The following is a 24,476-nucleotide window of genomic DNA, read 5'->3' as shown; positions in this document are numbered from 1 at the left end:
AAAAGATATGAGCAAAAAACTTACTAGTAGAGCAGAAGATTATTCAAAATGGTATAACGAATTAGTTGTTAAGGCTGACTTAGCAGAGAATTCAGCAGTTAGAGGATGTATGGTAATCAAACCCTATGGTTATGCTATTTGGGAGAAAATGCAGGCTGAATTAGATAAAATGTTTAAAGAAACTGGACATCAAAACGCATATTTTCCTCTTTTTGTTCCGAAAAGTTTGTTTGAAGCTGAAGAAAAAAATGCGGAAGGTTTTGCAAAAGAATGTGCAGTTGTAACACATTATAGGTTACAAAACGACCCTGATAAACCAGGTAAACTTCGTGTAGACCCTGAAGCTAAACTAGAGGAGGAACTAGTGGTAAGACCAACTAGTGAAGCTATTATATGGAATACCTATAGAGGTTGGATTCAATCTTACAGAGATTTACCATTATTAATTAACCAATGGGCTAATGTAGTACGTTGGGAAATGCGTACCCGTTTGTTTTTAAGAACTGCTGAGTTTTTATGGCAAGAAGGCCATACTGCTCATGCCACTAAAAAAGAAGCGCTTGATGAAGCAGCATTAATGAATAATGTGTACGCCACTTTCGTGGAAAAATTCATGGCTATTCCTGTAATACAAGGATTGAAAACGGAAAGTGAGCGTTTTGCAGGTGCAGATGAGACTTATTGTATAGAAGCTTTAATGCAAGATGGAAAAGCGTTACAGGCAGGAACCTCTCACTTTTTAGGACAAAACTTTGCTAAAGCTTTTGATGTTAAGTTTGCTAATAAAGAAGGGAAGCAAGATTATGTTTGGGCAACTTCTTGGGGCGTGTCTACACGATTGATGGGAGCTTTGATTATGACGCATAGTGACGATCAAGGTTTGGTGTTACCTCCTAATTTAGCACCATATCAAGTGGTTATTGTGCCAATTTATAAAAATGATGAGCAATTTGAGGCCATTAGTAAGGTAGCTGAGGATATTATTGGAGATTTAAGAGATAGAAATATTTCTGTTAAATTTGATAAACGTGATACGCTAAGACCAGGTGCAAAATTTGCGCAACATGAGTTACAAGGTGTTCCATTACGAATAGCTATAGGGCCGAAAGATTTAGAAAATGAAACTGTTGAAGTTGCTAGAAGAGATACCTTAAGTAAGCAAACGGTGATTTTAGATAGAGTTAGTGTTGTTGTAGAGGATTTGTTAGAAGAAATTCAAACAAGTTTATTTAAAAAGGCTCTAGTTTTTAGAAGTGAGCATACTACTGAAGTAAATACGTTTGATGAATTTAAAACGGTATTAGAAACCAAAACAGGTTTTATTTCAGCACATTGGGATGGTACTAATGAAACTGAAGACAAGATTAAAGAATTAACAAAAGCCACAATTAGATGTATTCCTTTGGAAGGTAAAGAAGAGGATGGTGTTTGTGTATATTCAGGAAAGCCTTCAAAACGCAGAGTATTATTTGCAAAAGCCTATTAGAATAGACTGAAAATGAGGCTAAAATATTTTTTTTTAAAAAAAGATTATTTACCTCTTGCAACATTTAAAAATAGTTGTATTTTTGCATCCGCAATGGAAACATTGTATGTTATTTGAAAGATTATTGTAAGTATAGATTTAATATTTATATTTGCACACTCAAAAAACTAATGGCCCGTTCGTCTATCGGCTAGGACGCCAGGTTTTCATCCTGGTAAGAGGGGTTCGATTCCCCTACGGGCTACAATTAAAAAATTAAGAAAAAAACAACATGGCAAATCATAAGTCAGCATTAAAAAGAATCAGAAGTAACGAATCAAAACGCTTGATTAACAAGTATCAGCACAAGACTACTCGTAACGCAATTAAAAAATTGAAAGAGTTAACTGATAAGAAAGAAGCGGAAAAAATGTTTCCTACTGTAGTTTCTATGTTAGATAAATTAGCAAAGAAAAATGTTATTCATGCTAACAAAGCTGCTAACCTTAAATCTGGTCTAGCACAACATATAGCTGCACTTTAAAAAAAATAAAGCATACAAAAGTTAAAGCTTCTCATTTCTGAGAAGCTTTTTTTATGATTTTTTTTAAGGTAGATATAGTGTAAAAAGAATTTTAAAAATTTAAATTTGTAAAATCATAATAACCTTATAATATTACCCTCTTGGAAAATAAAAAAGCTTTAAAATTAATTGATAAGATTCTTACGGATCTAGATAAGAATGGTATCAATACAGACAAATTAATTGATGACATAAAGGAACTAAGAACTTATGCTTTAGAAGCTCAAATTCCTTTAGTAGTAAAAGTACTTAGGTTAACCTATGAGCATATTGAGGCTAATAATTCGTTTTATATTCCTATACCTGATGATGAAGCTATAGATGAAGAAGGAACGGTTGATGCTAATGAAGATGCTTTACCTGTAGATAGTCTTAAATACTTAATTTCGTTGATTCGTAACATTAATAATAAATCTAATATTGCTGATTTAAAAGAGTACAGAGATGCTTTAAATAATTATTAATTTTAACAAATAAATATATCCTTAATATATAATAAAAGCTCTAACAATTTGTTAGAGCTTTTATTATTAAATAAATAGATTCTTTACATATTAAGTTTATGTTAGTAAGTTTTATTTAAGTAACGCACTCGCGTTAGGGATAGTAGAGGAAAGCCCACAGCTTTTGCGCCCTAGCGCAGAAGTGAGGACTTGTAACGAATAGCCCGACCCTTGCGGTAACGCCCAAATTTTAAAAATAAAAAAGCCTTAACAACGTATGCTAAGGCTTTTTCTGATTATATTTAGTTTGCCGTCTACACGGGAATGGAATATTTATCCATTCATAGATATTAAAAATTCTTCGTTGTTTCTGGTTTGTTTGAAACGATCATTAATAAATTCCATAGCTTCAACAGGGTTCATATCTGCAAGGTATTTACGCATTACCCACATACGTTGAATAGTATTATCATCTAATAGAATATCATCACGACGTGTACTTGAAGATGTTAAATCGATTGCAGGGAAAATTCTACGATTAGATATTTTTCTATCCAATTGTAGCTCCATGTTACCAGTTCCTTTAAACTCTTCAAAAATAACTTCGTCCATTTTAGATCCTGTTTCGGTAAGCGCTGTAGCAATAATGGTAAGCGAACCTCCATTCTCTATGTTACGAGCAGCACCAAAGAAACGTTTTGGTTTGTGTAATGCATTGGCATCTACACCACCACTTAATATTTTACCAGAGGCAGGTTGTACTGTATTGTATGCTCTTGCTAAACGTGTAATAGAATCTAACAGAATTACTACATCATGACCACATTCTACCAAACGTTTTGCTTTTTCAAGAACTATATTTGCTATTCTTACATGCTCATGGGCTTCTTTATCAAAAGTAGAAGCTATTACTTCTCCACGAACATTACGTTGCATATCTGTAACCTCTTCTGGACGTTCATCTATTAATAAAATCATTTGATAAACTTCGGGATGATTCGCAGCTATAGCATTTGCCACATCCTTTAGTAACATGGTTTTACCTGTTTTTGGTTGTGATACAATCATACCACGTTGCCCTTTTCCAATTGGCGAGAATAAGTCCATAATTCTAGTAGAAATAGTACTTTGGCGTTCTGCTAAATTGAATTTTTCTTGTGGAAATAATGGTGTTAAATGCTCAAAAGACACACGGTCTCTAACCACATTTGGGCTTTGCCCATTAATTTTACTTACCTTAATTAAAGGGAAATATTTTTCACCTTCTTTTGGAGGTCGTACATGGCCTAAAACCGTATCTCCAGTTTTTAAGCCAAATAATCTTATTTGTGATTGGGATACATAAATATCATCAGGAGACGATAAATAATTATAGTCAGATGAACGTAAAAATCCGTAACCATCCTGCATAATGTCTAAAACACCTTCACTTTCAATAATGGCATCAAACTCATAATCAGGTTCGCGGTAACGATTTCTGTTATCTTTATTGCCCTTATCCACATTACCATTTTTCTGGTTTCTGTGTTGGTTCTTATTATGTCTTTGGTTAGACTTATGCTGGTTGTCGTTTTGTGGTCTTGGATTTGGTTTATGTACCGGTTTCTTCTCCTCCTTTTGCTGCGGTTTAGGTGCTTCGTTTTTTGGAGCACTTTCAACTTGTTTATCCAAAGCCGACGTATCCTTACTATCCTTACTACTATCATTTTTAGCAGGTTTTTGTACACGTTGTCTTGGTTTTCTTGCAGTTGGAGCAGGTTTAGCCTCTTCTGTTTTAGCTTCTGCAGCATCGGCAGGAGCTACAACAGCTTTAACCGCTTTTGGGTCGGCTGCTTGTTGATCTAGTATTTGGTAAACTAAATCTAATTTTTTTAATGAACGGTACTTTGGGACGCTCAATTTTTTTGCAATCTCCTGTAAATCAGTGAGTTTCTTCTCTTTTAATTGTGAAATTTCAAACATTGATGTTTAATTGGGTATTTTATGTAGAATACTATTTTAAGTAATTCAGAAATATAATTTTTAATCTTGAAGAATTAACCGCTTGTAAATGCGGTTCTTGTGAATTATTACTGCAATAATACAACTTTATTTTATTTTTTACCGTTAAATCTATTATTTTTGCGGTCTAGTTTAAAAAAAGTATGCTACAACGTATTCAAACCATATACCTATTATTAGCAGCAGGAGTATCTGCTGGTCTTATATTTGTATGCCATTTATGGATTACAGATGCTGGTATAAGTGTATATGCAAAAGATGAGTTATTGTATTTAGGTTTTTTCTTGGGTTCAGCAATCTTGTCGATAGTAGCCATTTTTATGTACAAAAATAGGAAGTCTCAATTTGTATTGGGTCGACTTAACATCATATTAAACTTTATTTTATTAGGATTTTTCGTGTATCAATCACTAAATGTATCTGGAGAAACGGCGGTTTCAGAGAAAGGTATTGGGATGCTTCTCCCTATTGTTTCTATCGTGTTATTGGCATTAGCCAATAAGGCCATCAAGAAGGATGAAGATCTTGTAAAATCTGTTGATAGGTTACGTTAAAAACCTTATATCTTAGTAGTATTAGTGCGTAAAACCCAGAGCGAAAGCTTTGGGTTTTTTTATTTTATGGGCGTTACCCTAAAGGGTCGGGCTTTCCGTTATATCTTTTTTAAGCGTCATAGCGAGGAATGAGCAACGTTGCTATCTGTTTACTATTTATTTAAAAGCTAGTTTTTTGCTAGTTAATTTAAAAAAGGATGCCACTACAATCCCTAACGCAGGTGTCTGCCAAGGTTATAGCTTAACCAATGTTCTATCATTCCTGCTAAGGCAGAAACTCACAGATAAAGGCAACAAAAAAAGTCTGAAATACATTTCAGACTTTTTTAAATATGTATAAAACTTAAATATTATTTAATCTCAACAAGCTCTAACTCAAAAGTTAAATCATGTCCAGCTAATGGGTGGTTAGCATCCACAACAATATAGTCTTCTTTAACTTCAGCAACTCTAAACTGTACTTCTCTACCATCTTCACCCTTAGATGCAAGTCCCATACCAACCTCAGGAGTCATTTCTGGCGGAAGTTGTTCTTTCTTCACATCGTAAAACAATTCTTTTTGTACCTCGCCATAAGCCTCAGCAACCGGAATATTTATGGTTTTCTTCTCGTTAACCTCCATAGCAAGAATACCTTTTTCAAAACCAGGGATAAGTGCACCTTGCCCAAGCGTAACCTCTAATGGTTCTCTTTCAAGCGAACTATCAAAAACTTGCCCGTTGCTTAATTTTCCTGTGTAGTGTACTTTTACTGTATCATTCTCTTTTACTTGACTCATAACTAATACTATTTTCTGTTTTTTAAATAAGTCTGCAAATTTACAACTAATAAAGTAAAAAGCCACCCTTAATCCCTCCAAAGGAGGCAAACTGTGTAGGATAAAATATTGCATGTTTTGAGGTTGAATGATTGCTTTCTTTTCAGACTTTTTTTTAGTAATAAGCCTATGCGAGCCATGGAAATTAACCCATCCCTAACCCTTTCCAAGAAGGGAACACTCAGATCCATAAAATTTTAAAAGAATTGTTTTAGAAAATAATATACCGAAACAGTAAGCAAGTCCTCCCTATTTGGGGAGGATTTAGGAGGGGCTTCCCTTCGGATGCCTTACAGGAAACTCAATAACCTCAAGATTATCAATTTTTTTGCCATCAATCGTAAAACGGAGCATGGTTCTGGTTTTATGGAACCCATGTTTACCAACTGCCCCAGGATTCATGTGGATGAGGTTTAACTTTTTATCTGGCATCACTTTTAAAATATGCGAATGTCCGCAAATAAAAAGTCGTGGTGGATTTTGTTTTATCGTTTCAGCAACACGCATATTGTATTTTGGCGGATAACCACCAATATGGGTTATCCAAACATCAACATCCTCACACATAAACCGGTTATGCTCTGGGAATTCTACACGCACCTTGGCATCATCAATATTACCATAAACACCACGTAAAGTTTTTAATGCTTTTATAGCGTCAGTAACTTTTAAACTGCCAATATCGCCAGCATGCCATACTTCATCAGCTTGTTTTACGTACTTTAAAATGTCGTTGTCTATATAACTATGTGTATCTGAAAGCAGGAGGATTTTGGTCACTTGTGCTGAATTTAGTTCAGTATCTCTACATTATACATTTAAGATTGTAAAGTTATTGATAATTCATTTAATGTGTTGGGAATGGAGATTATTAACTTGAATTTGTAAAAATTTTCAGCTACCTTCGTTTACCGTTGGATATAAAACACCTGTGCTGAACTTGTTTCAGTATTAAAACGATTTCATATCCGCGAAGCATTGGCAGTAAGCTGAGGAAACCCATTATGAAATTAGCTTAATATGTTTTTTTGTTCTATTTTTGTAAACAACTTACAATTTTAGACTAAAAAATTATGATAATTAATTTTAGTGTAGAGAATTTCGGCTCTATTAAAGAAAAACAAACTCTTTCTTTTGAGGCAACTAAATCGAATGATTTAGAAGATTACTATATAATCCACTCAGAAAATGACATTAGACTTTTAAAACTTGCTTTAATTTATGGAGCAAATGCTTCAGGTAAAACTACAGTTTTAAAAGCATTAGATTACTTTAGAGATTTGGTTTTAGAACCACAAAAAAAGAAAACTGATACTTTAGATTTTAACCCATTTCTTTTTGATGAAAGCACATTAAATAATAGTACTACTTTCTCAATCGACTTTATTCAAAATAAAGTTAGATATTCATATGTAGTTGAATACTGTGAAAAAGCTGTAATAAGTGAGGAATTAAAATTTTATGACCCAAATAAAGCTAGTGTTTTCAAAAGAACAACTGACATAAATAAACAATTCACTGAAATTACTTTCGGCAGTAAAATAAAGAAAGATAAAACATTTGAAAAAAACCTTGAAGCAAATACCCTTTGGAACAATACTGTTTTAGGTGGTTTTATGAAAACAAATATTGAACTTTTTCATCTAAAAGAAGTCACTGATTGGTTCACCGAATACCTTAGGCCTTTAGTTCAAACTAAAACAGAACTTGATGGGTACATTACTTCTCAAATAGAAAAATCAAAATTAAATAAAGATGCTTTAGTTCATATACTTAAAAAAGCTGATTTTAATATTTCTGACATTCTAATAAATGACGAAAAGAAGGAATTGGATGATAAAATGTTAAGAGTGTTTGAAGCACTAGAGCTTCCAGAAGATATGATTGAAAAAATTAAATCTAATCCACTTAAAAAATTGGAGCTTGAGCACACTATTGATGGTAAAAAATATTCACTTCCTTTTAATTTAGAATCTCAAGGAACTCAAAGATATTATGGTTTTGCAGGGTTATTGAGTTTATTGGTAAATTCTAGTATAGCTTTTCCGATTGATGAATTAGAGGATTCATTACATCCTGATTTATACATACATTTCCTTTTATCTTTTTTAGTCAATTCTAAAAACTCACAAATCATAGCAACAACCCATAATAGAGAAATTTTAAACAATAAAGATTTATTTAGGAATGATATAATTTGGTTTACAGATAAAAATGAATCCTGCTCTACTCAATTATATTCATTATCAGATTTCGATAGTTCAATTGTAAGAGATACAACTAATATATTAAATGCTTACAAAGCTGGAAAACTAGGTGGAACACCAAATCTTGGAGATTATTACTTGAATTTTGAGAATGAGAACTAAAAGAAATACACCCAAAAGAAAACCTAGATATGCTTTTATAGTTGAAGGCGAATGTGAATTTTGGTATATTCAAATGCTAAAAAGAAATGAACGCTCTTTAAGAGTGGATTTAATACCTGAAATTCCTCAAAAGAAAAAACTTAAAGACCAGTATAAAAAGGTAATTGAGTCTTCTAAGGAATATGACAAAGTTTTTTGGATAATAGATTTTGATGTTTTGATAAAAGAAAGTAGAGAAACTAAAAAAGGAGATAAAACCCCTATACAGTTTCTAAAAGAATACACTCAAAAAATCTCTTCTAAGCACAAAAATGTAGAGGTTATAATTAATAATCCTTGTGTAGAATTTTGGATTTTACTTCATTTTGAAAGAACTGGAAAATTTTTCAATAATTGTGAGAATGCTATTAAGCAATTGAAAAAGCATTTACCTGATTATGAAAAAACTCAAAAATATTTTACTAAACAAAATAATGACATCTACAAGAAATTAAAGCCACATTTAGATGTAGCCATAGATAATTCAAATAGAGTAAATGATTTTGATTTCAATAATCCCGAAAGCGGAACTTGTCAAATGCATTCTATTTTTGAAACGAAATCAGTAAAGGATGGACTTGAAAAATAAAGCCTACTGCCAACACCGTGTATAATTAATTGCTTAGTTATAGCTTACTTACGAAAATTCTCGCAGATTTTCTATTCGATTTTTATTTACTAAATTATGTGCTTAAACACGTAACTAACCATACACAAGCACGGTAAACGAACCTTCCCAAGAAAAGTCAATTTCTTTTTAAAAAACAAAATAAACAAATATACCCGCGTTAGGGATTGAACTGCATGTTTGAAATCCTTTTTAAAGCTTTGAAACTGTATTTTGATTGGGGATAAAATTTTATAGATTTCTACAGTTTTTCTTTCTAGGCGATGACGCTTTAAAAAGATTGAGTAGTGAAAGCCCGACCCATGTGGTAACGCCAAAAACATAAAATTTATTTTTAATATTTAATTAAGATTGCAGGTTTCTTAAGACCCATAAATCTCGCTATCTTTGTGTTTTATAAAAGCAGTGAAACGGGTTGAGATATTTTATAGCAATTTCTTATAATGGTAAAGCGTATCATGGTTGGCAGATTCAGCCCAATGCCATAACAGTTCAGGAGGTTTTAGAGCAGGCTTTATCTACTTTATTAAGCGAAACACTTGCTGTGGTTGGTGCAGGACGTACCGATGCCGGTGTGCATGCTACGGAACTGATAGCGCATTTTGATACGGATGCTACTTTTGATGTAAACCAGCTTGTTTTTAAACTGAATTCGTTTTTACCTCAAGATATTTCAATTACCAAAATTTACAAAGTAAAATCTGATGCGCATGCACGTTTTGATGCTGTAAGTAGAACATATTTGTATCGCGTAGCTTTGAAGAAAAATGTGTTTACTTATGATAATACTTATGCGATACGACAAGTATTGGATGTAGATAGGATGAATGCGGCTTGCAAAATTTTATTTGAGTATAAAGATTTTCAATGTTTTTCTAAGTCGCAAACCGATGTAAAAACGTATTATTGTGATATTATGCATGCAGCATGGGTTTTAGAGGGTGATGAGTTGCATTTTACCATTAAAGCAAATCGGTTTTTAAGGAACATGGTTAGAGCTATTGTGGGAACCATGGTGAATATTGGTTTAGGTAAAATGGACGTTGATGATTTGCATACCGTTATACAATCTAAAAGCAGGAGTGAAGCTGGGTTTTCTGTTCCGGCACATGGCTTGTATTTAACACAAATTGAATATCCTGAAGATATAATATTATAGATGAGTAAACCGAAAGAAAATATTTTTGATTTTAAACTTTTTAAGCGCTTGTTTGAATACATTACCCCTTATAAAGGTGTTTTCTTTGGATTGATTTTATTGGTGGTTTTATTAGCTGTTTTTAGTGCAGCAACACCTTATATTACAAAATATGCTATTGATGATAGTATAGAAGCTTATGATGCTAAAGACTTTTTGTTTTACATTATGTTGATGCTTGGTGTTTTAATTTTTCAAACGGTTTTCCAGTTGCTTTTTGTTTATTACGCGGCTTGGTTGGGGCAAAACTTGGTAATGGATGTACGTGTAAAACTCTTTGATCATTTACTTAAATTTAAAATGAAGTACTATGATAACTCTTCGGTTGGGATACTTATAACACGCGCTGTGACAGATATGGAGCGTATTGCTGATATTTTTGGACAAGGGCTTTTTATGATTTTTAAAGATTTATTAGCTATGACTGTGGTTTTTGGGGTTATGCTATATTTAAATTTGAAGTTGAGCCTTATTGTTTTAATTATGTTACCCATTTTACTTTACGCCACACGTCTTTTTCAGAAGTATATGAAAAAGGCTTTTGAGGAAGTTAGAACGGAGGTTTCAAATTTAAATTCGTTTGTGCAAGAGCGCTTAACGGGTATGAAAATATTACAATTGTTTACCAGAGAAACTATTGAATTAGATAATTTTAAAGCCATTAATGAACGCCATAAAAAAGGCTGGGTTAAAACGGTTTGGTATAACTCTATATTTTTTCCGTTGCCAGATTTGGTTTCATCAATTTGTATAGGTTTGGTAACTTGGTATGGTGGTTTAAATATTATACTTGCAAATAGCTCTGTAACTCAAGGTGATTTAATTGCGTTTGTAATGTTTATGCCGATGCTCTTTAGACCATTACGACAAATTGCTGATAAATTTAATACCCTACAAATGGGAATGGTTGCAGCTACACGTGTGTTTAAAGTGATTGATACGACGTCTCAAATTGATGATAAAGGCACTTATAATGCTGAATCGTTTAAAGGAAGTATAAAGTTTGATGATGTGCATTTTAGTTATGTGGAAGATGAGGAAGTGCTTAAAGGGATTTCTTTTGATGTAACACAAGGCGAAACGGTTGCTATTGTTGGTGCTACGGGTGCTGGAAAATCTACGATAATAAACTTATTAAATCGGTTTTATGAAATTAAAGATGGTGTGATTTCTGTGGATGGGATTGATATAAAGGATGTGACTTTAGCTTCCTTAAGAACGCAAATTGCTGTTGTTTTACAAGATGTGTTTTTGTTTGCAGATACGATCTTAAATAATATTACTTTAAACCATCCAAAGATTACTGAAGACGAAGTGTATCAAGCTGCTAAAGATATTGGGATTCATGATTTTATTATGACGCTTCCTGATGGTTATCATTACAACGTAAAAGAGCGTGGTGTGATGTTATCTTCTGGCCAGCGTCAACTGATTTCGTTTTTACGTGCTTACGTAACAAACCCTAGTATTTTGGTATTGGATGAAGCTACATCTTCTGTGGATTCGTATTCAGAACAATTGATTCAAAATGCTACAGATAAAATCACGAAAGGCAGAACATCTATAGTTATAGCGCACCGTTTAGCTACAGTGAAAAAAGCAGACAAAATTATCGTTATGGATGCTGGTAAAATTGTAGAGCAAGGTACTCATACAGAGCTTCTTAAAAAGAAAGATGGTTACTATAAGAACCTCTATGAAGTTCAGTTTTTACAAGAGGCCGAGGTGGCTTAGTTTTTTATTTAGTTGGCATAAAATCTTGAACAGATATTTCTCCAGTGATAAATAAGGCTGCAAAGGTTAGTATGGAAACCCCCATATATCCAATTAAAAAGATGAATAAAAACATTGGTATCCTCCAAAATAAGGATTTTAAGCTGTTTTTTGAATTTTTATAAGCCACATAAATACAAAATAGTACCATGATAAAGGAGTATAAAAGTGCTGTTTCAAAATAAAACTGCGGACTTACAAATAATGTGGGAATGGCATAGAGGGAGCCTATAATACCAAAACTGGTTAAAGCATATATAGCGGTAACCGTATGCTCTGCGAAATTGTATTGCTTTTTGTTGAAAAAAAGAAAACTAGCAAAGGCTAAAACAGGAATGTAAAATAAAAAAAGTATTGAGCCATATTCCATAGTTGCAGACATGATTTTTTCAGTGCCTGCACCTCCAGAACTTGTTTGCGCATAACTTATTTTTGAAAAGTCAATTGAACTCCAAGCCAACTTTTTGGTTAAAAAGATAACGAATCCAGAAAGCGTTAACGAAATAGCCAGCATACTAACTGGATTTAAATATTTTTTACGAATACCAGATATATAACCACCACAAACACTTTCAGGCTTAACAATCATATGCCAAAGTGTTTTTAAAAAGGTGTTATCTAGGTTAAAATAACGCTCTATAACATCAAATATCAAGCTTTTAGGTGTTAACCTGTTTCTAATGATCTTGGAACCACAATCTGGACAATAGCTAAAATCTGTTCTTAAAGTGTTGTTACAGTTTCTGCAAGTCATTAAGCTAAATCGGTTTTAATCATACTATTTAATTCATTAGAGTCTTCAAATACCACAAACTCACCATCTTTAAAATAAGAAATATGCCCTGTTTCTTCACTAACAACTAAGGCTAAGGCATCGGTTTTCTCCGTAACGCCTATAGCGGCTCTATGGCGTAAACCAAAACGTTGAGGAATGTGTTTTTCGTTATTAACAGGAAGAATAACACGTGTTGCTTTAACCACATTATTACTAACAATAATAGCACCATCATGCAGCGGACTATTTTTAAAAAAAATACTTTCTATGATGGGTTGAGTAACTTTAATATTCATTTCATCTCCAGAGGATGATAAGAAGTCTAAATTGTTATTACGCTCAAAAACAATTAAAGCACCAGTTCTTGAAACAGACATTTTAGAACAAGCAGAAATTATAGCGTCAACATCGGTTTCACTGGTTTGCTCAGTTTTTAAGAAATTAATTTGCTGAAAAAACTTTTTACGCCCTCCAAAATTTGTAGAGCCAACCATAAGTAAAAACTTTCTTATTTCAGGTTGAAACACTACAATTAAAGCTATAATACCTACTTTCATAAAACCACCAAATATACTGGTTAGAAGTTCCATGTTTAAAAAATCGGTAAGCATCCATGCACCGTAAATGATTATAATTCCAATAAAAATATTGATAGCAACGGTGCCTTTAATGAGTCGGTAAATATAGTAGAGTAGTAGTGCTACTAATATAACATCAATAATATCGACTACGGTAAATTTTAAAAGGTCTTTAAAAATATCCAAAGTGGTGGGTTTTGGTAAATTTAATAAAATAAGACTAATTAAATATAAATTCTTTGTTTGATATTTTGGCGTGTTTTAAATCTGTTTTGTTCGTAACGTACTTGAAGTCAATATAACTTTGAAAAGATAAATCTTCATTAAAATTCAAGAAGATAATGCCATTAATTGTGTCGCACTTTTTTAAGTAAAATGATAAGCTGTCTTTTGAGGTTTCAGTAATTATGGATTTTAGGACAGTACTTGCTATAACAATAGTGTTATTTTTCTCAAAGGCTATGGCTGTAGAATTGGTAGTATCTTCAAGGTTTGAAAGCACACCAGAATAATCATTCAAGGATTCATTTTGATAAACCACATTAGTAAACTCCAAAAACCCTAAATTATTATTATTTAGATCATGACATGTAAAATAGTTTTTAGCATTTTTATTTTTATGACTGGAATTAGACTTTTTGTCTTGAAGGAATTTAATTTTAGGAATGGCTTGTTTTAACGTTAAACGTTTATCTACATTAATGAGCCAATTGGTAGTGCTTATTAGATTTTTTCTATTTAGGTCAATATGATTAGGTTGTGTTTCGTCATAGAATAAATACGCGTGTGAAACATCTTTGATTTCAGTAATTCCAGAATAATCAATTTCTGGTAATTGTAGTACTTTTTCATTTCCGCAAGAAAAAATAAAAACCATAATAAAAAGTAAGAGTAATTTTTTCATAATCAGTGACGAATAAACAATTTAAGAGTTCAGTGATTCAATAAGTTTGATGCATTCCATAGCTTCTTTTACATCATGAACTCTTAAAATAGAAGCGCCTTTTTGTAGCGCTATGGTATTTAAAACGGATGTTCCGTTGAGTGCTTCTTGAGCTGAAGACTCTAAAGTTTTATAAATCATAGATTTTCTGGAAACACCTGCGAGTAGCGGTTTTTCAATAATTTTGAATAATTCTAACTTGTTTAGCAATTCAAAATTCTGTTTTAAAGTTTTTGCAAAACCAAAACCAGGATCTATAATGATATCTATAATTCCTAAAGTTCTTGCGGCTTCAATTCTTTCAGAAAAATAAAATAAAATATCTTTAACTAAATCATCATAATCCGTTAAGGTTTGCATCGTTTGTGGCGTACCTTTCATATGCATCATAATGTAAGGTACGCGTAATTGAGCAATAGTCTGTAACATGTTTTTATCCAATAAACCTGCAGAGATATCATTAATTAAGCAAGCTCCTGCTTCAATACATTGTTTAGCAACTTCACTTCTAAAGGTGTCAATAGAAAGTAAAGTTTTAGGGAACGTTTTTAGAATTAAATTAACAATAGGAATGATGCGTTTTAATTCTTCATCTTCACTAACATGGTCGGCATTTGGTCTAGAGCTGTAGGCGCCTACATCAATAAAAGTAACACCTTCATTAAGCATTTGCTCCACATGATTTAAAATTGCTTTCTCGTTTTTGTGAGTGCCACCATCATAAAAAGAGTCTGGGGTGATGTTTAATATACCCATGACTTTTGGCGATGATAAATCTATAAGTTTGCCTTTGCAATTAATAGTCATTTATACTGTTTTGTAAGGTGTTGGTACATGGTTTAAAACTTTAAACCATAAACCTTGAAGGTTTTAATTATTTATGCGAAATTTACGCAAAATAGAATTTATAGATGCAAGATACTTCAAAACAATACGATGCGGTAATAGATACCTGTAAAAGTTTATTTATTAAGAAAATGAGTGATTACGGAAGTGCATGGCGAATTTTAAGATTACCATCATTAACAGATCAAATTTTTATAAAAGCACAGCGTATCAGAGGTTTGCAACAAAATGCTGTTCAGAAGGTTGATGAAGGTCAAGAAAGTGAGTTTATTGGTATTATTAATTACTGTATTATGGCTTTAGTTCAGTTAGAAAAAGGTGTTGTTGAGCAACCAGATATGTCTACTGAGGAGGCTACCAACTTATACGAAGAAAAAGTTGCGATTACCAAACAGCTTATGCAAGATAAAAACCATGATTATGGTGAAGCATGGCGAGATATGAGAGTAAGCAGTTTAACTGATTTAATTTTACAAAAGTTACTTCGAGTAAAACAAATTGAAGATAATCAAGGTAAAACATTGGTAAGCGAGGGTATTGATGCAAATTATCAAGATATGATAAATTATGCAATTTTCGCTATGATTCACTTATCGGAAAAGTAAATTTGAATGTCACCTTGAGCGCAGTCGAAAGGTCTGAATAATAAATCAAAAATGAAAACATTAGTTAATATTTCAAGAGGGTTAGTAGGGTTACTTTTTATCTTCTCAGGGTTTATAAAATTGAATGACCCTCTGGGTTTTTCGTATAAACTGCAAGAATACTTTAGTCCAGATGTGTTAAATATTCCTTTTTTAGAACCTTATGCTTTACTGATTTCAGTTTTTGTTGTTGTTTTTGAAGTGGTTCTTGGGGTGTTTTTACTCATTGGGTATAAACCTAAATTTACGGTTTGGAGTTTATTATTAATGATAGTATTCTTTACGTTTTTAACCTTTTATGCAGCTTATTTTGAAAAGGTGAAAGATTGTGGTTGTTTTGGTGATTTTATAAAATTAAAACCTTGGGAAACTTTTTGGAAAGATGTTGCACTATTAGTGTTGATATTAATTTTATTCTTTGGAGTAAAACATATTAAACCTGTTTTTGGAAAATTACCAACAACGGTATTAGCATTACTTGGGTTTATTGTGAGTTTATGGTTTGGATATCATGTATTGATGCATCTACCAACTATAGATTTTAGAGCTTATGCTATTGGAAAGAATATTCAAGAGGGAATGACTGTTCCAGAGGATGCTCCCAAGCCCATTCAAGAATACAGTTGGAAATTTAATGTTAATGGAGAGGAAAAGGTTTTTAAAACAAGTGGCTCTTACCCATCAGTGGAAGGCGATTTTATTGGAGTTGAAACCAAAGTGATACAAGAAGGTTATACACCTCCTGTAGTAGATTTTTCGATTGAAAGTGACAATGAAGACTTAACAACACACTTTTTAGAACAAGACAATTTAGTTGTAGTAGTATCTTATAGCTTAGAGAAAATTGAAAGAGATGGTGCACTAAAATTAAAAGCATTACAAGATACAGCTAGAAAAAACAACTATCAAATTATAGGTTTAACAGCTTCTGGAGCAGATGCTAAAAAGCGTATAAATGAAGCTTATAATTTAGACTTAGAGTGGTATTTGTGTGATGAAAAAGCTCTTAAAACTGTAGTGCGGTCAAACCCAGGAATTATTGAGTTAGATAAAGCTACCGTGAAGCAAAAAGTGCATTGGAATGATATTGAAGATTTGAAATTACCAAAAGTTGAAAGAAAACCTGAGCCAAAGAAGGCGGAAGAAATTATAGCGTATTTCATTAATGGAGAAATTTCAACAAAAGAGGACGTTGAAATGATTGAGTCTGCCAAAATTGAGAGTGTTAATGTTATAAAAGATTCAATTCAATTAAAAGAGCTAAATACTCAAAACAGTACATTTTATACTTCAGTCATTGAGGTTAAACTTAAAGATGAATAATTTTCTAACCACTAACCACTGATAAACTACTTCCTAAATAAAACCTTCTACGCACTACTCACATTATTTGGGGTAGTAACGGTTATTTTCTTTTTATTTAGTGTGCTTCCAGGAGATCCTGCCCAAATGATGATGGGACAAAATGAGGATAGTGAACAATTAGCTATTGTCAAAAAAAAATACGGATTTGATAAACCTATTTCTACACAGTATTTGTACTATTTAAATGATTTATCTCCAATTTCGTTTCATTCACAAAACTCAGAAGATTATACATTTTTAAAACCAGGGAAGTATAGTGCAACCAAATTGTTATCTCTAGGGAATACCACAACAGTAATTAAAAAACCTTATTTAAGAGAATCGTTTGCTAAACAAGGAAAACGCGTTAGTGAGGTGCTTGCTGAAACCTTACCCAATACATTTGTTTTGGCAGTTTCAGCTATTGTAATTGCTATGGTTTTAGGTATTCTTTTAGGCATTGTTTCTGCACTTTACAAAGATAAGTGGCTCGATAAAACCATTCAAGTTCTAAGTACATTTGGCATGAGTATTCCATCATTTTTTAGTGCCATTTTATTTGCTTGGTTTTTTGGTTACATCTTGCATGAATACACCAATTTAGAAATGACAGGCAGCCTTTATGAACTTGATGATTTTGGAGAAGCCATGCATATTAAATGGAAGAATTTAATATTACCAGCTATAGTTTTAGGAATTCGCCCCTTAGCAGTGGTTATTCAATTAATGCGTAATTCATTACTAGAAGTTTTTAATCAAGATTATATACGTACTGCCAGAGCTAAAGGCTTAAGCGAATTTCAAATCATCAAAAAACACGCAGTTAAAAACGCATTAAACCCTGTTGTAACGGCTATTTCAGGTTGGTTTGCTTCGATGTTGGCAGGAGCGGTATTTGTAGAGTATATTTTTGGGTGGAACGGACTAGGAAAAGAAATAGTAAACGCTCTAAATACTCTAGATTTGCCAGTAATTATGGGTTCGGTGTTAATTATCGCGGTAATGTTCATAATTATCAATATTTTTGTAGACTTAATTTATGTTTGGTTAGACCCAAAGGTCAAGTTAGAATAGTTTGATTTGGGAATAAGAATTCAACAGAATATAGAATGAAAAAAATATATTATCTCCTAGCTCTACTTATAACCATTACTAGCTGTAACTCCCAAGTACCAACTCAATTTTCAGAAGAAGCTCTAAACGATACTTTTATAGATTTAGAAGGTAACTCTATTACATTTCAAAGTATACTAGATAATCAAGAAAAAGAGACTTTAGTTATAGATATTTGGGCATCATGGTGTGGTGATTGTATTAAAGGCATGCCTAAGGTAAAAGTTTTACAAAAGAATTATCCAGAAGCAGCCTATGTTTTTCTATCACTAGATAAAACTCAAGGCGCTTGGAAACGAGGAATAAAAAAATATAAAGTTCAAGGCGAACATTACTTTATGGCATCTGGTTGGAATGGTCCTTTTGGGGAATTTGTAGATTTAGATTGGATACCAAGGTACATGGTAGTTAATAAAAATGGAACCATTAAATTATTTAAGGCTATTAAAGCTGATGATAGTAACATAAAACAAAATTTATAATAACTAATAAAATCCCTTAGCTATTAGGGTAACAAAAATGAGAAAACAAATTGTAGCCGGAAACTGGAAGATGAATAACGATTTAGCACAAACTGAATCACTAATTACGGCTTTAAAAAACCAAGCTAAAACTACCGATGCAGAAGTTATGATTGCGCCTACATCAACTAACTTATGGGCAGCAAACAATGCGTTAAAGCAATCTAGTATTGAAGTTATTGCACAAAACATGCATTTTGCTGAAAATGGAGCATATACAGGAGAAGTTAGTGCAAGTATGTTAAAAAGCATAGGAGTAAACACGGTTATTCTTGGGCATAGTGAGCGTCGTGAGTATTTCAATGAAACCGATGAGTTATTAGCAAAAAAAGTTGATGCGGCACTTGCAAAAGGGATGCGTGTTATTTTCTGTTTTGGTGAAGAATTAGCCGATAGAAAAGCAGGAAACGAAGAAACCATTGTAGGCAATCAAATCAAAAATGCTTTATTCCACTTGGGTGCTGCGGCTTTCCAAAACATCGTATTGGCTTACGAGCCTGTTTGGGCTATTGGTACTGGCGAAACAGCAAGTCCAGAGCAAGCTCAAGACATGCATGCATTTATTAGAAAAACTTTGGCTGATAAATACGGAAACGATATCGCAGAAACCGTGTCTATTCTTTACGGTGGAAGTGTAAAACCTGCCAATGCCGAAGAGATTTTCTCTAAACCAGATGTTGACGGTGGCTTAATTGGAGGCGCTTCATTGAAAGCAGAAGATTTCTTTGCTATTGTAAACGCATTTTAAATAAATAAAAATTTGGGCGTTACCCCGATGAAAAGTCGGGGTCGCGCTTTACGTTACAAGTCCTCGTTCGTTCCTCACTGTGGGCTTTCCACTGCAATCGCTAACGCGGGCAAACCCGCAAACATAATACGCGTACCATGTCCAATACTATCTATATAGGGTATTACTTCAAAGTACAACCTCTACAACCAGCCGTAGAAATTCTTATTGCCGAATTAGGTTATGCAGGTTTTGAAAGTTTCGTAGAAACTGAAGAAGGTGTTACTGCATATATCCAAAAAGAAGACTGGAAGGAAGATATTTTAGAGGATATTCAAATATTAATTTCAGATGAGTTTGAAATATCTTTTACGTTTGAGGAGATTGAGCAAACCAACTGGAATGCAGAGTGGGAAAAGAATTTTAACCCCATAGTAGTTGATGAGGTTTGTGCAGTTCGTGCTCCATTTCACGAATCTTTCAATACTCAATACGATATTGTTATAGAACCTAAAATGAGTTTTGGCACGGGGCATCATGAAACTACACACATGATGATTCAGCATATTCTAAAAAACGATTTTAAAGATAAATCGGTCCTTGATATGGGTTGCGGTACTGGAGTTTTAGCAATTCTTGCAGAACTCAAAGGAGCAAAACCTATTGATGCTATAGACTATGATAACTGGTGTTACCTAAATAGTCTTGAAAATGTAGAACGAAATAATTGTAAACACATTACCGTTATAGAAGGCGATGCATCTGTTTTAGGTGAAAACAAATATGATATAATTATTGCCAACATAAACCGTAATATTTTAATGCAAGATATGGGAACTTATATATCCTGTTTAAATAAAAATGGGATGTTATTTTTAAGTGGATTTTATGCTGAAGATATACCTATGATACAATCTGAGTGTGAAAAGCATTTGTTAAAATTTGCAGAAAAATTACAAAGAAACAATTGGGTATCGTTAAAATTTTTAAATTAGTACTATAATTAATCCCCAAGATTATTAGCTATGAGTACAAAAGAAAAAACTTCAGAGGAATTATTGCTAAAAGAAGCAACAGTTACTCAAAATGAAATTGTATTACATAATGACGATGTTAATACGTTTGATCACGTTATTGAAACGCTAATTCATGCCTGCGAGCATACAGCAGAACAAGCAGAGCAATGCGCTATTCTAGTTCACTACAAAGGAAAATGTACTGTAAAAACAGGTTTGTATGATGATTTAAAACCACGTTGCTCTATCCTTTTAGAAGCAGGTTTAAGTGCCGAAATTATTTAATTATTTAGTCTTCCAATAGCACAACTCACAAAAGATTTTGCTTTTGTGGTTAATGCATTTTTATCACCTGCAATAGGATACCCTATACTATTTAGTAGTTCTTTTACTTCTGCTAGTGTTTTTTCGTTTTCGTAATAAAATGAAACGGTATCATTGTCAAGACTCACTTCTAATTCATTTAGGTCTTTAATATCAGATAATTTTTTCATGATGGTGTTAGAGCATCCACCACATTTCAAATTTTGTATTTTAAGACTTGTTTGCATTTTTTATTTTACATGAATTAATTCCTAAAATGGTGTACAAAGGGCAAAAATTAATAAAACTTGTTAGTAGAAAAATAATAGCCACTGCCATTAATACATATGCTAATGTGCCAGAAATAACATTAAAATAGTATAATAATGCTATTGCAATAGCAACAGTTATTCTAATCCCTTTGTCTAAAGATCCCATGTTTTTTTTCATAATGTATATAGTTTTTATTGTTATTTATAAAGTTGATGGACAAACAAAATCAGTAGTTGGTAAATCTGTTTTTTTAATAGCACCAAAGCCACCTGCAATATCTATTAACTTATTAAAACCCCGTGCTTTAAGTATAGAAGCAGCAATAACAGAGCGATAACCACCAGCACAATGCACATAATACGTAGTGCCTTTATCAATGGTATTCATGTTATCATTAATATAATCTAGAGCAAAGTGTTGTACATGGTTACCTTCCAAATGTTCAGATTGGTATTCACCATCTTTTCTAACATCAAGTACTTTAACACTTTTATTTTTGTAATCACTAGAAAAATCTTCAGCAGAAATCGATATAATAGTTTCAATATCTTTTCCAGCGTCTTTCCACGCATCTAAACCACCCTTTAAGTAGCCTAGTGTATTATCATAGCCAACACGAGATAAACGCGTAACGGTTTCTTCTTCTCGCCCTTCAGGTGTTACTAATAAAATAGGTTGTTTTAAGTCGGTTATTAAAGCGCCAACCCAAGGTGCAAAACCACCATTAATACCAATAAAAATTGAGTTTGGAATATGCCCCTCAACAAATTCTTTTTGTGTACGAACATCTAAAACCAGAGCGTCTTCATTATTTGCTACAGTTTCAAAGTCTTCTGGACTAAGCGGTGTATCTCCTTTTTTAAGTACCGCTTCAAAAGCATCATAACCCACTTTATTCATCATCGCATTTTTTGCAAAGTATTGCGGAGGGGGAGCAATACCATTTAAAACTTCCTTAACAAACTCTTCTTTGGTCATATCTGCTCTCAATGCATAGTTTGTTTTCTTTTGTTCACCTAAAACACCAATCGTTTCTTTACTTAAATTTTTACCACAGGCAGAACCTGCCCCGTGTGCTGGATATACAATAACATCATCAGGAAGTGTCATGATTTTGTTACGAAGTGAATCAAACAACATACTTGCCAAATCCTCTTTAGTTAAATCAGATTTTATTGCCAAATCAGGTCTTCCCACGTCACCTAAAAATAAAGTGTCGCCAGAAAAAATAGCGTGCTCTTTTCCATTTTTATCTAATAATAAAAATGTTGAGGATTCTAGAGTATGACCAGGAGTATGTAATACCTTTATGGTTAGATTACCTAATTTAAATTCTTCATTATCTTTAGCTTCGTGCATGTTATATTCAGTTTTAGCTCCAGGACCAAAAACAATTGTAGCTCCTGTTTTTTTTGCTAAATCAATATGGCCAGAAACAAAATCTGCATGAAAATGTGTTTCAAAAATATATTTAATTTTTGCATTTTCTTTAGTTGCTTTGTCAACATATTGTTGGGTTTCACGTAATGGATCGATTATGGCAACTTCACCATTGGATTCAATGTAATAAGCGCCTTGAGCTAAACATCCAGTATATATTTGTTCTATTCGCATAATTTTATTTTTGTTATTCCCTCGAAGCAGGGAATCTCTTTAATTACATATTCAATCAAAATTACAAAACATCGGTATCTTGGTTTGTAACTTATATTACTTTTAAAACTATTTTAACTCTTTGTAAATAATGTAAGTAGCCATTATTAAAACAAAGTATCCAAAGCTTTTTTTAAGTTTTTTTCCACTTATAAATTTAGATAGAAACACACCGAGTATAATACCCAAAATGGAAATGCCAGTAAAAATTAAAAGGAAAGTCCATTGAATATCCAAGGTTTGAACATCTCCAATGAACCCTATTAACGAGTTAATAGTAACTATGATTAATGAGGTACCAACCGCTTTTTTCATGGGAATATTAGCCCATAATACCAAAGCAGGTACGTACAAAAAACCACCGCCAGCTCCAATAATTCCAGTTATTGTACCAATTGCTAAACCTTGAATAAATGTTTTATAGTATGGTTGACTTCCAATAGTTTCAAGGTTTTCTTTTCTGTTTTTTATCATAGAGTAAGAAGCAAGTATCATAATAATTGCAAAGAAAATCATGATACCCATACCTTTTGTTAAGCTAAAACCCCCAATACTTAAGAGTGTTTCTGGAATTCCTGGAACTAAATAACGACGTGATAAATACACAGCTAGAAATGATGGAAATGAAAAGGCTAATCCTGTTTTAAAGTCGACTAAACCCTTTTTGTGTTTTTGATAAGTACCTACCATAGAAGATGTACCTACAACAAACAAAGAATATGCGGTTGCTATTACCGGATTGTATCCTAAAAGATACACCAAAAGCGGTACTGTTAGAATAGACCCACCACCACCTATAAGGCCTAAAACTAAACCAACTATTAACGCACCAATATATCCTAATACCTGAATTGAATCCATTTAGTGTGGCAGTTTGCTTTTAAGGAGCCCATAAATGAATGTTCCTAAAATAGCTGCAGCAATAACGATAAGCATGCTCCAAACGCCTGTACCTAGAAGAATATACATTGGTCCTGGACAGGCGCCAATAAGTGCCCATCCTAAACCAAAAATAGTACCTCCAAGGATGTATCTAATTAATCCATTTTCTTTCTTTGGAACGACAATATTTGTACCTTTTATACTTTTTATATACCCTTTTTTTGAAATTTGTAAAAAGATGATTCCTGATGCAATAGCAGTTCCTATAATACCATACATATGGAAAGACTGAAATCTAAACATTTCATAAATACGATACCAAGAAACTGCTTCAGATTTCACTAAAACGATACCGAAAAATATACCAACTATAAGAAATTTTAAAACTTTCATATACTTAAAAAATTAGGGGTAAAATAAAATTAGTCATAATCAATCCTCCAATAAAAAAACCAATAACAGCTATTAAGGATGGTTTTTGTAAGCTACTTAGCCCTGTAATGGCATGCCCCGATGTACAACCACCAGCATAACGTGTACCGAAACCAACCAGTAAGCCACCAACAACTAATAGTATTAGTGCTTTTGGTGATGCAAGAATTTCTAAGCTATACATTTCATTGGGAACAAGTGTTTGTCCTGGATTATTGAACCCCATATTTTGAAGTTCTGTTACAGTTGTTGGGTTTAAGTTTGTTACGGAATTGTTTGATAGTAATTGTACCGCTATAAACCCACCAATAATGGCTCCTAGAACCACGATTAGATTCCAAACATGGTCTTTCCATCTAAAATTAAAGAAGTCAGCAAATTTACCTGCACCCACCATAGTACACATGGTTCTTAGGTTTGATGACATGCCAAATGTTTTTCCAAAGTAGAGTAGGAGCGCCATGACTAAGGCTATTAATGGACCAGATATGTACCAAGGCCATGGATTTAAAATGTATTCCATAATTGTAAAATTTAGTGCGAATTTATATTGAA

General features: G+C 32.9%; 28 protein-coding genes and 1 tRNA gene. 16 read left to right on the top strand and 13 right to left on the bottom strand.

Features of this window, described 5'->3' with window-relative positions:
• Positions 1 to 7 precede the first annotated feature (7 nt).
• From proS to Q0772_RS12225, 4 genes are all read left to right on the top strand, one after another.
• Entirely contained in the window at positions 8 to 1,486 is a 1,479-nt protein-coding gene (gene proS, locus Q0772_RS12240) for a proline--tRNA ligase (protein WP_298345118.1), read from the top strand.
• 172 nt (positions 1,487 to 1,658) lie between these two features.
• Positions 1,659 to 1,730 (top strand) — tRNA-Glu (locus Q0772_RS12235).
• A gap of 27 nt (positions 1,731 to 1,757) precedes the next feature.
• Positions 1,758 to 2,009: a 30S ribosomal protein S20 gene (gene rpsT / locus Q0772_RS12230; protein WP_298345115.1), complete on the top strand. Its 252-nt coding sequence runs from the start codon at positions 1,758 to 1,760 to the stop codon at positions 2,007 to 2,009.
• Between the two features lie 140 nt (positions 2,010 to 2,149).
• Positions 2,150 to 2,512: a hypothetical protein gene (locus tag Q0772_RS12225; RefSeq protein ID WP_298345112.1), complete on the top strand. Its 363-nt coding sequence runs from the start codon at positions 2,150 to 2,152 to the stop codon at positions 2,510 to 2,512.
• 312 nt (positions 2,513 to 2,824) lie between these two features.
• Here the strand turns inward: Q0772_RS12225 and rho are convergent, their stop codons facing one another.
• A complete protein-coding gene (gene rho, locus Q0772_RS12220) occupies positions 2,825 to 4,453 on the bottom strand; it encodes a transcription termination factor Rho (RefSeq protein ID WP_298345108.1) in 1,629 nt (542 codons plus the stop codon).
• Positions 4,454 to 4,635: 182 nt separating this feature from the next.
• On the opposite strand from rho, the gene Q0772_RS12215 reads away from it, so the two are divergent.
• Entirely contained in the window at positions 4,636 to 5,046 is a 411-nt protein-coding gene (locus Q0772_RS12215; RefSeq protein WP_298345103.1) for a DUF4293 domain-containing protein, read from the top strand.
• Positions 5,047 to 5,396: 350 nt separating this feature from the next.
• On the opposite strand, the gene Q0772_RS12210 is transcribed toward Q0772_RS12215, so the two are convergent.
• Both Q0772_RS12210 and Q0772_RS12205 read right to left on the bottom strand, forming a co-directional pair.
• On the bottom strand, positions 5,397 to 5,825 hold the full coding sequence (locus Q0772_RS12210; RefSeq protein ID WP_298345100.1) for a peptidylprolyl isomerase: 429 nt from the start codon (positions 5,823 to 5,825) through the stop codon (positions 5,397 to 5,399).
• Between the two features lie 303 nt (positions 5,826 to 6,128).
• Entirely contained in the window at positions 6,129 to 6,644 is a 516-nt protein-coding gene (locus Q0772_RS12205) for a metallophosphoesterase family protein (protein WP_298345097.1), read from the bottom strand.
• 293 nt (positions 6,645 to 6,937) lie between these two features.
• On the opposite strand from Q0772_RS12205, the gene Q0772_RS12200 reads away from it, so the two are divergent.
• From Q0772_RS12200 to Q0772_RS12185, 4 genes are all read left to right on the top strand, one after another.
• Entirely contained in the window at positions 6,938 to 8,233 is a 1,296-nt protein-coding gene (locus Q0772_RS12200; RefSeq protein WP_298345094.1) for an ATP-binding protein, read from the top strand.
• Entirely contained in the window at positions 8,223 to 8,861 is a 639-nt protein-coding gene (locus tag Q0772_RS12195; RefSeq protein WP_298345091.1) for an RloB family protein, read from the top strand. Before Q0772_RS12200 ends, Q0772_RS12195 begins: the two co-directional genes overlap by 11 nt.
• Before the next feature lie 454 nt (positions 8,862 to 9,315).
• Positions 9,316 to 10,059 (top strand): tRNA pseudouridine(38-40) synthase TruA, encoded by a 744-nt coding sequence (truA, locus tag Q0772_RS12190; RefSeq protein ID WP_298345088.1) that lies wholly within the window; start codon positions 9,316 to 9,318, stop codon positions 10,057 to 10,059.
• A complete protein-coding gene (locus Q0772_RS12185; RefSeq protein WP_298345086.1) occupies positions 10,060 to 11,832 on the top strand; it encodes an ABC transporter ATP-binding protein in 1,773 nt (590 codons plus the stop codon).
• Positions 11,833 to 11,836: 4 nt separating this feature from the next.
• Here the strand turns inward: Q0772_RS12185 and Q0772_RS12180 are convergent, their stop codons facing one another.
• The 4 genes from Q0772_RS12180 to folP are packed head-to-tail and all read right to left on the bottom strand — an operon-like array spanning position 11,837 to position 14,974.
• Complete coding sequence (locus tag Q0772_RS12180; protein WP_298345083.1) at positions 11,837 to 12,625, bottom strand: DUF3667 domain-containing protein; 789 nt, start codon at positions 12,623 to 12,625, stop codon at positions 11,837 to 11,839.
• On the bottom strand, positions 12,625 to 13,410 hold the full coding sequence (cdaA, locus tag Q0772_RS12175; RefSeq protein ID WP_298345082.1) for a diadenylate cyclase CdaA: 786 nt from the start codon (positions 13,408 to 13,410) through the stop codon (positions 12,625 to 12,627). Before cdaA ends, Q0772_RS12180 begins: the two co-directional genes overlap by 1 nt.
• A 34-nt stretch (positions 13,411 to 13,444) precedes the next feature.
• Positions 13,445 to 14,128 carry a hypothetical protein gene (locus tag Q0772_RS12170; RefSeq protein WP_298345079.1) on the bottom strand — a complete coding sequence of 228 codons (684 nt, stop codon included), beginning with the start codon at positions 14,126 to 14,128 and terminating at the stop codon, positions 13,445 to 13,447.
• 21 nt (positions 14,129 to 14,149) lie between these two features.
• A complete protein-coding gene (folP, locus tag Q0772_RS12165; protein ID WP_298345077.1) occupies positions 14,150 to 14,974 on the bottom strand; it encodes a dihydropteroate synthase in 825 nt (274 codons plus the stop codon).
• 104 nt (positions 14,975 to 15,078) lie between these two features.
• Between folP and Q0772_RS12160 the strand changes: the two genes are divergently transcribed.
• The 7 genes from Q0772_RS12160 (at position 15,079) to Q0772_RS12130 (ending at position 20,663) form a co-directional block, all read left to right on the top strand.
• The gene (locus tag Q0772_RS12160; protein WP_298345074.1) at positions 15,079 to 15,618 is read left to right on the top strand and encodes a DUF1599 domain-containing protein; all 540 of its coding nucleotides are present in this window, start codon (positions 15,079 to 15,081) and stop codon (positions 15,616 to 15,618) included.
• A gap of 51 nt (positions 15,619 to 15,669) precedes the next feature.
• Positions 15,670 to 16,980, top strand: coding sequence for a BT_3928 family protein (locus Q0772_RS12155; protein WP_298345071.1), 1,311 nt, complete (start codon positions 15,670 to 15,672; stop codon positions 16,978 to 16,980).
• A gap of 18 nt (positions 16,981 to 16,998) precedes the next feature.
• Positions 16,999 to 18,075, top strand: coding sequence for an ABC transporter permease (locus tag Q0772_RS12150; RefSeq protein ID WP_298345483.1), 1,077 nt, complete (start codon positions 16,999 to 17,001; stop codon positions 18,073 to 18,075).
• Between the two features lie 35 nt (positions 18,076 to 18,110).
• Positions 18,111 to 18,596, top strand: a complete 486-nt coding sequence (locus tag Q0772_RS12145) for a thioredoxin-like domain-containing protein (protein ID WP_298345068.1) — start codon at positions 18,111 to 18,113, stop codon at positions 18,594 to 18,596.
• 37 nt (positions 18,597 to 18,633) lie between these two features.
• Positions 18,634 to 19,383 carry a triose-phosphate isomerase gene (gene tpiA / locus Q0772_RS12140; protein ID WP_298345065.1) on the top strand — a complete coding sequence of 250 codons (750 nt, stop codon included), beginning with the start codon at positions 18,634 to 18,636 and terminating at the stop codon, positions 19,381 to 19,383.
• A gap of 137 nt (positions 19,384 to 19,520) precedes the next feature.
• On the top strand, positions 19,521 to 20,357 hold the full coding sequence (gene prmA / locus Q0772_RS12135; protein ID WP_298345062.1) for a 50S ribosomal protein L11 methyltransferase: 837 nt from the start codon (positions 19,521 to 19,523) through the stop codon (positions 20,355 to 20,357).
• Between the two features lie 30 nt (positions 20,358 to 20,387).
• On the top strand, positions 20,388 to 20,663 hold the full coding sequence (locus Q0772_RS12130) for an ATP-dependent Clp protease adaptor ClpS (protein WP_298345058.1): 276 nt from the start codon (positions 20,388 to 20,390) through the stop codon (positions 20,661 to 20,663).
• Here the strand turns inward: Q0772_RS12130 and Q0772_RS12125 are convergent.
• The 6 genes from Q0772_RS12125 to Q0772_RS12100 form a co-directional block, all read right to left on the bottom strand.
• A complete protein-coding gene (locus Q0772_RS12125) occupies positions 20,660 to 20,929 on the bottom strand; it encodes a heavy-metal-associated domain-containing protein (protein ID WP_298345056.1) in 270 nt (89 codons plus the stop codon). The genes Q0772_RS12130 and Q0772_RS12125 overlap by 4 nt on opposite strands.
• Positions 20,913 to 21,131 (bottom strand): DUF2892 domain-containing protein, encoded by a 219-nt coding sequence (locus Q0772_RS12120; protein ID WP_298345054.1) that lies wholly within the window; start codon positions 21,129 to 21,131, stop codon positions 20,913 to 20,915. The genes Q0772_RS12125 and Q0772_RS12120 overlap by 17 nt, the downstream gene beginning before the upstream one ends.
• 24 nt (positions 21,132 to 21,155) lie before the next feature.
• Positions 21,156 to 22,568, bottom strand: coding sequence for an MBL fold metallo-hydrolase (locus Q0772_RS12115; protein ID WP_298345051.1), 1,413 nt, complete (start codon positions 22,566 to 22,568; stop codon positions 21,156 to 21,158).
• A 108-nt stretch (positions 22,569 to 22,676) separates the two neighbouring features.
• Positions 22,677 to 23,468, bottom strand: coding sequence for a sulfite exporter TauE/SafE family protein (locus Q0772_RS12110; protein ID WP_298345048.1), 792 nt, complete (start codon positions 23,466 to 23,468; stop codon positions 22,677 to 22,679).
• On the bottom strand, positions 23,469 to 23,882 hold the full coding sequence (locus tag Q0772_RS12105; RefSeq protein ID WP_298345045.1) for a DUF6691 family protein: 414 nt from the start codon (positions 23,880 to 23,882) through the stop codon (positions 23,469 to 23,471). It lies immediately after the preceding gene.
• Positions 23,883 to 23,886: 4 nt separating this feature from the next.
• Entirely contained in the window at positions 23,887 to 24,444 is a 558-nt protein-coding gene (locus Q0772_RS12100) for a YeeE/YedE thiosulfate transporter family protein (protein WP_298345042.1), read from the bottom strand.
• Positions 24,445 to 24,476: the final 32 nt, after the last annotated feature.

Origin of the sequence: uncultured Algibacter sp., assembly GCF_947490405.1 — a bacterium.
Taxonomy (GTDB): Bacteria; Bacteroidota; Bacteroidia; order Flavobacteriales; family Flavobacteriaceae; genus Algibacter_B.
Note: the sequence above shows the minus strand (reverse complement) of the source record. Positions and strands in the feature narration are given on the sequence as shown.

Bases quoted from the DNA above. Each gene is read 5' to 3' on its own strand.
- Q0772_RS12145 (WP_298345068.1), top strand. From the start codon at position 18,111: ATGAAAAAAATATATTATCTCCTAGCTCTACTTATAACCATTACTAGC.
- Q0772_RS12200 (WP_298345094.1), top strand. From the start codon at position 6,938: ATGATAATTAATTTTAGTGTAGAGAATTTCGGCTCTATTAAAGAAAAA.
- Q0772_RS12120 (WP_298345054.1), bottom strand. From the start codon at position 21,131: ATGAAAAAAAACATGGGATCTTTAGACAAAGGGATTAGAATAACTGTT.
- Q0772_RS12125 (WP_298345056.1), bottom strand. From the start codon at position 20,929: ATGCAAACAAGTCTTAAAATACAAAATTTGAAATGTGGTGGATGCTCT.
- tpiA (WP_298345065.1), top strand. From the start codon at position 18,634: ATGAGAAAACAAATTGTAGCCGGAAACTGGAAGATGAATAACGATTTA.
- Q0772_RS12160 (WP_298345074.1), top strand. From the start codon at position 15,079: ATGCAAGATACTTCAAAACAATACGATGCGGTAATAGATACCTGTAAA.
- Q0772_RS12100 (WP_298345042.1), bottom strand. From the start codon at position 24,444: ATGGAATACATTTTAAATCCATGGCCTTGGTACATATCTGGTCCATTA.
- Q0772_RS12110 (WP_298345048.1), bottom strand. From the start codon at position 23,468: ATGGATTCAATTCAGGTATTAGGATATATTGGTGCGTTAATAGTTGGT.
- Q0772_RS12155 (WP_298345071.1), top strand. From the start codon at position 15,670: ATGAAAACATTAGTTAATATTTCAAGAGGGTTAGTAGGGTTACTTTTT.
- folP (WP_298345077.1), bottom strand. From the start codon at position 14,974: ATGACTATTAATTGCAAAGGCAAACTTATAGATTTATCATCGCCAAAA.
- rpsT (WP_298345115.1), top strand. From the start codon at position 1,758: ATGGCAAATCATAAGTCAGCATTAAAAAGAATCAGAAGTAACGAATCA.
- Q0772_RS12180 (WP_298345083.1), bottom strand. From the start codon at position 12,625: ATGACTTGCAGAAACTGTAACAACACTTTAAGAACAGATTTTAGCTAT.
- Q0772_RS12195 (WP_298345091.1), top strand. From the start codon at position 8,223: ATGAGAACTAAAAGAAATACACCCAAAAGAAAACCTAGATATGCTTTT.
- Q0772_RS12170 (WP_298345079.1), bottom strand. From the start codon at position 14,128: ATGAAAAAATTACTCTTACTTTTTATTATGGTTTTTATTTTTTCTTGC.
- Q0772_RS12105 (WP_298345045.1), bottom strand. From the start codon at position 23,882: ATGAAAGTTTTAAAATTTCTTATAGTTGGTATATTTTTCGGTATCGTT.
- Q0772_RS12185 (WP_298345086.1), top strand. From the start codon at position 10,060: ATGAGTAAACCGAAAGAAAATATTTTTGATTTTAAACTTTTTAAGCGC.
- prmA (WP_298345062.1), top strand. From the start codon at position 19,521: ATGTCCAATACTATCTATATAGGGTATTACTTCAAAGTACAACCTCTA.
- Q0772_RS12115 (WP_298345051.1), bottom strand. From the start codon at position 22,568: ATGCGAATAGAACAAATATATACTGGATGTTTAGCTCAAGGCGCTTAT.
- Q0772_RS12215 (WP_298345103.1), top strand. From the start codon at position 4,636: ATGCTACAACGTATTCAAACCATATACCTATTATTAGCAGCAGGAGTA.
- rho (WP_298345108.1), bottom strand. From the start codon at position 4,453: ATGTTTGAAATTTCACAATTAAAAGAGAAGAAACTCACTGATTTACAG.
- proS (WP_298345118.1), top strand. From the start codon at position 8: ATGAGCAAAAAACTTACTAGTAGAGCAGAAGATTATTCAAAATGGTAT.
- Q0772_RS12130 (WP_298345058.1), top strand. From the start codon at position 20,388: ATGAGTACAAAAGAAAAAACTTCAGAGGAATTATTGCTAAAAGAAGCA.
- Q0772_RS12210 (WP_298345100.1), bottom strand. From the start codon at position 5,825: ATGAGTCAAGTAAAAGAGAATGATACAGTAAAAGTACACTACACAGGA.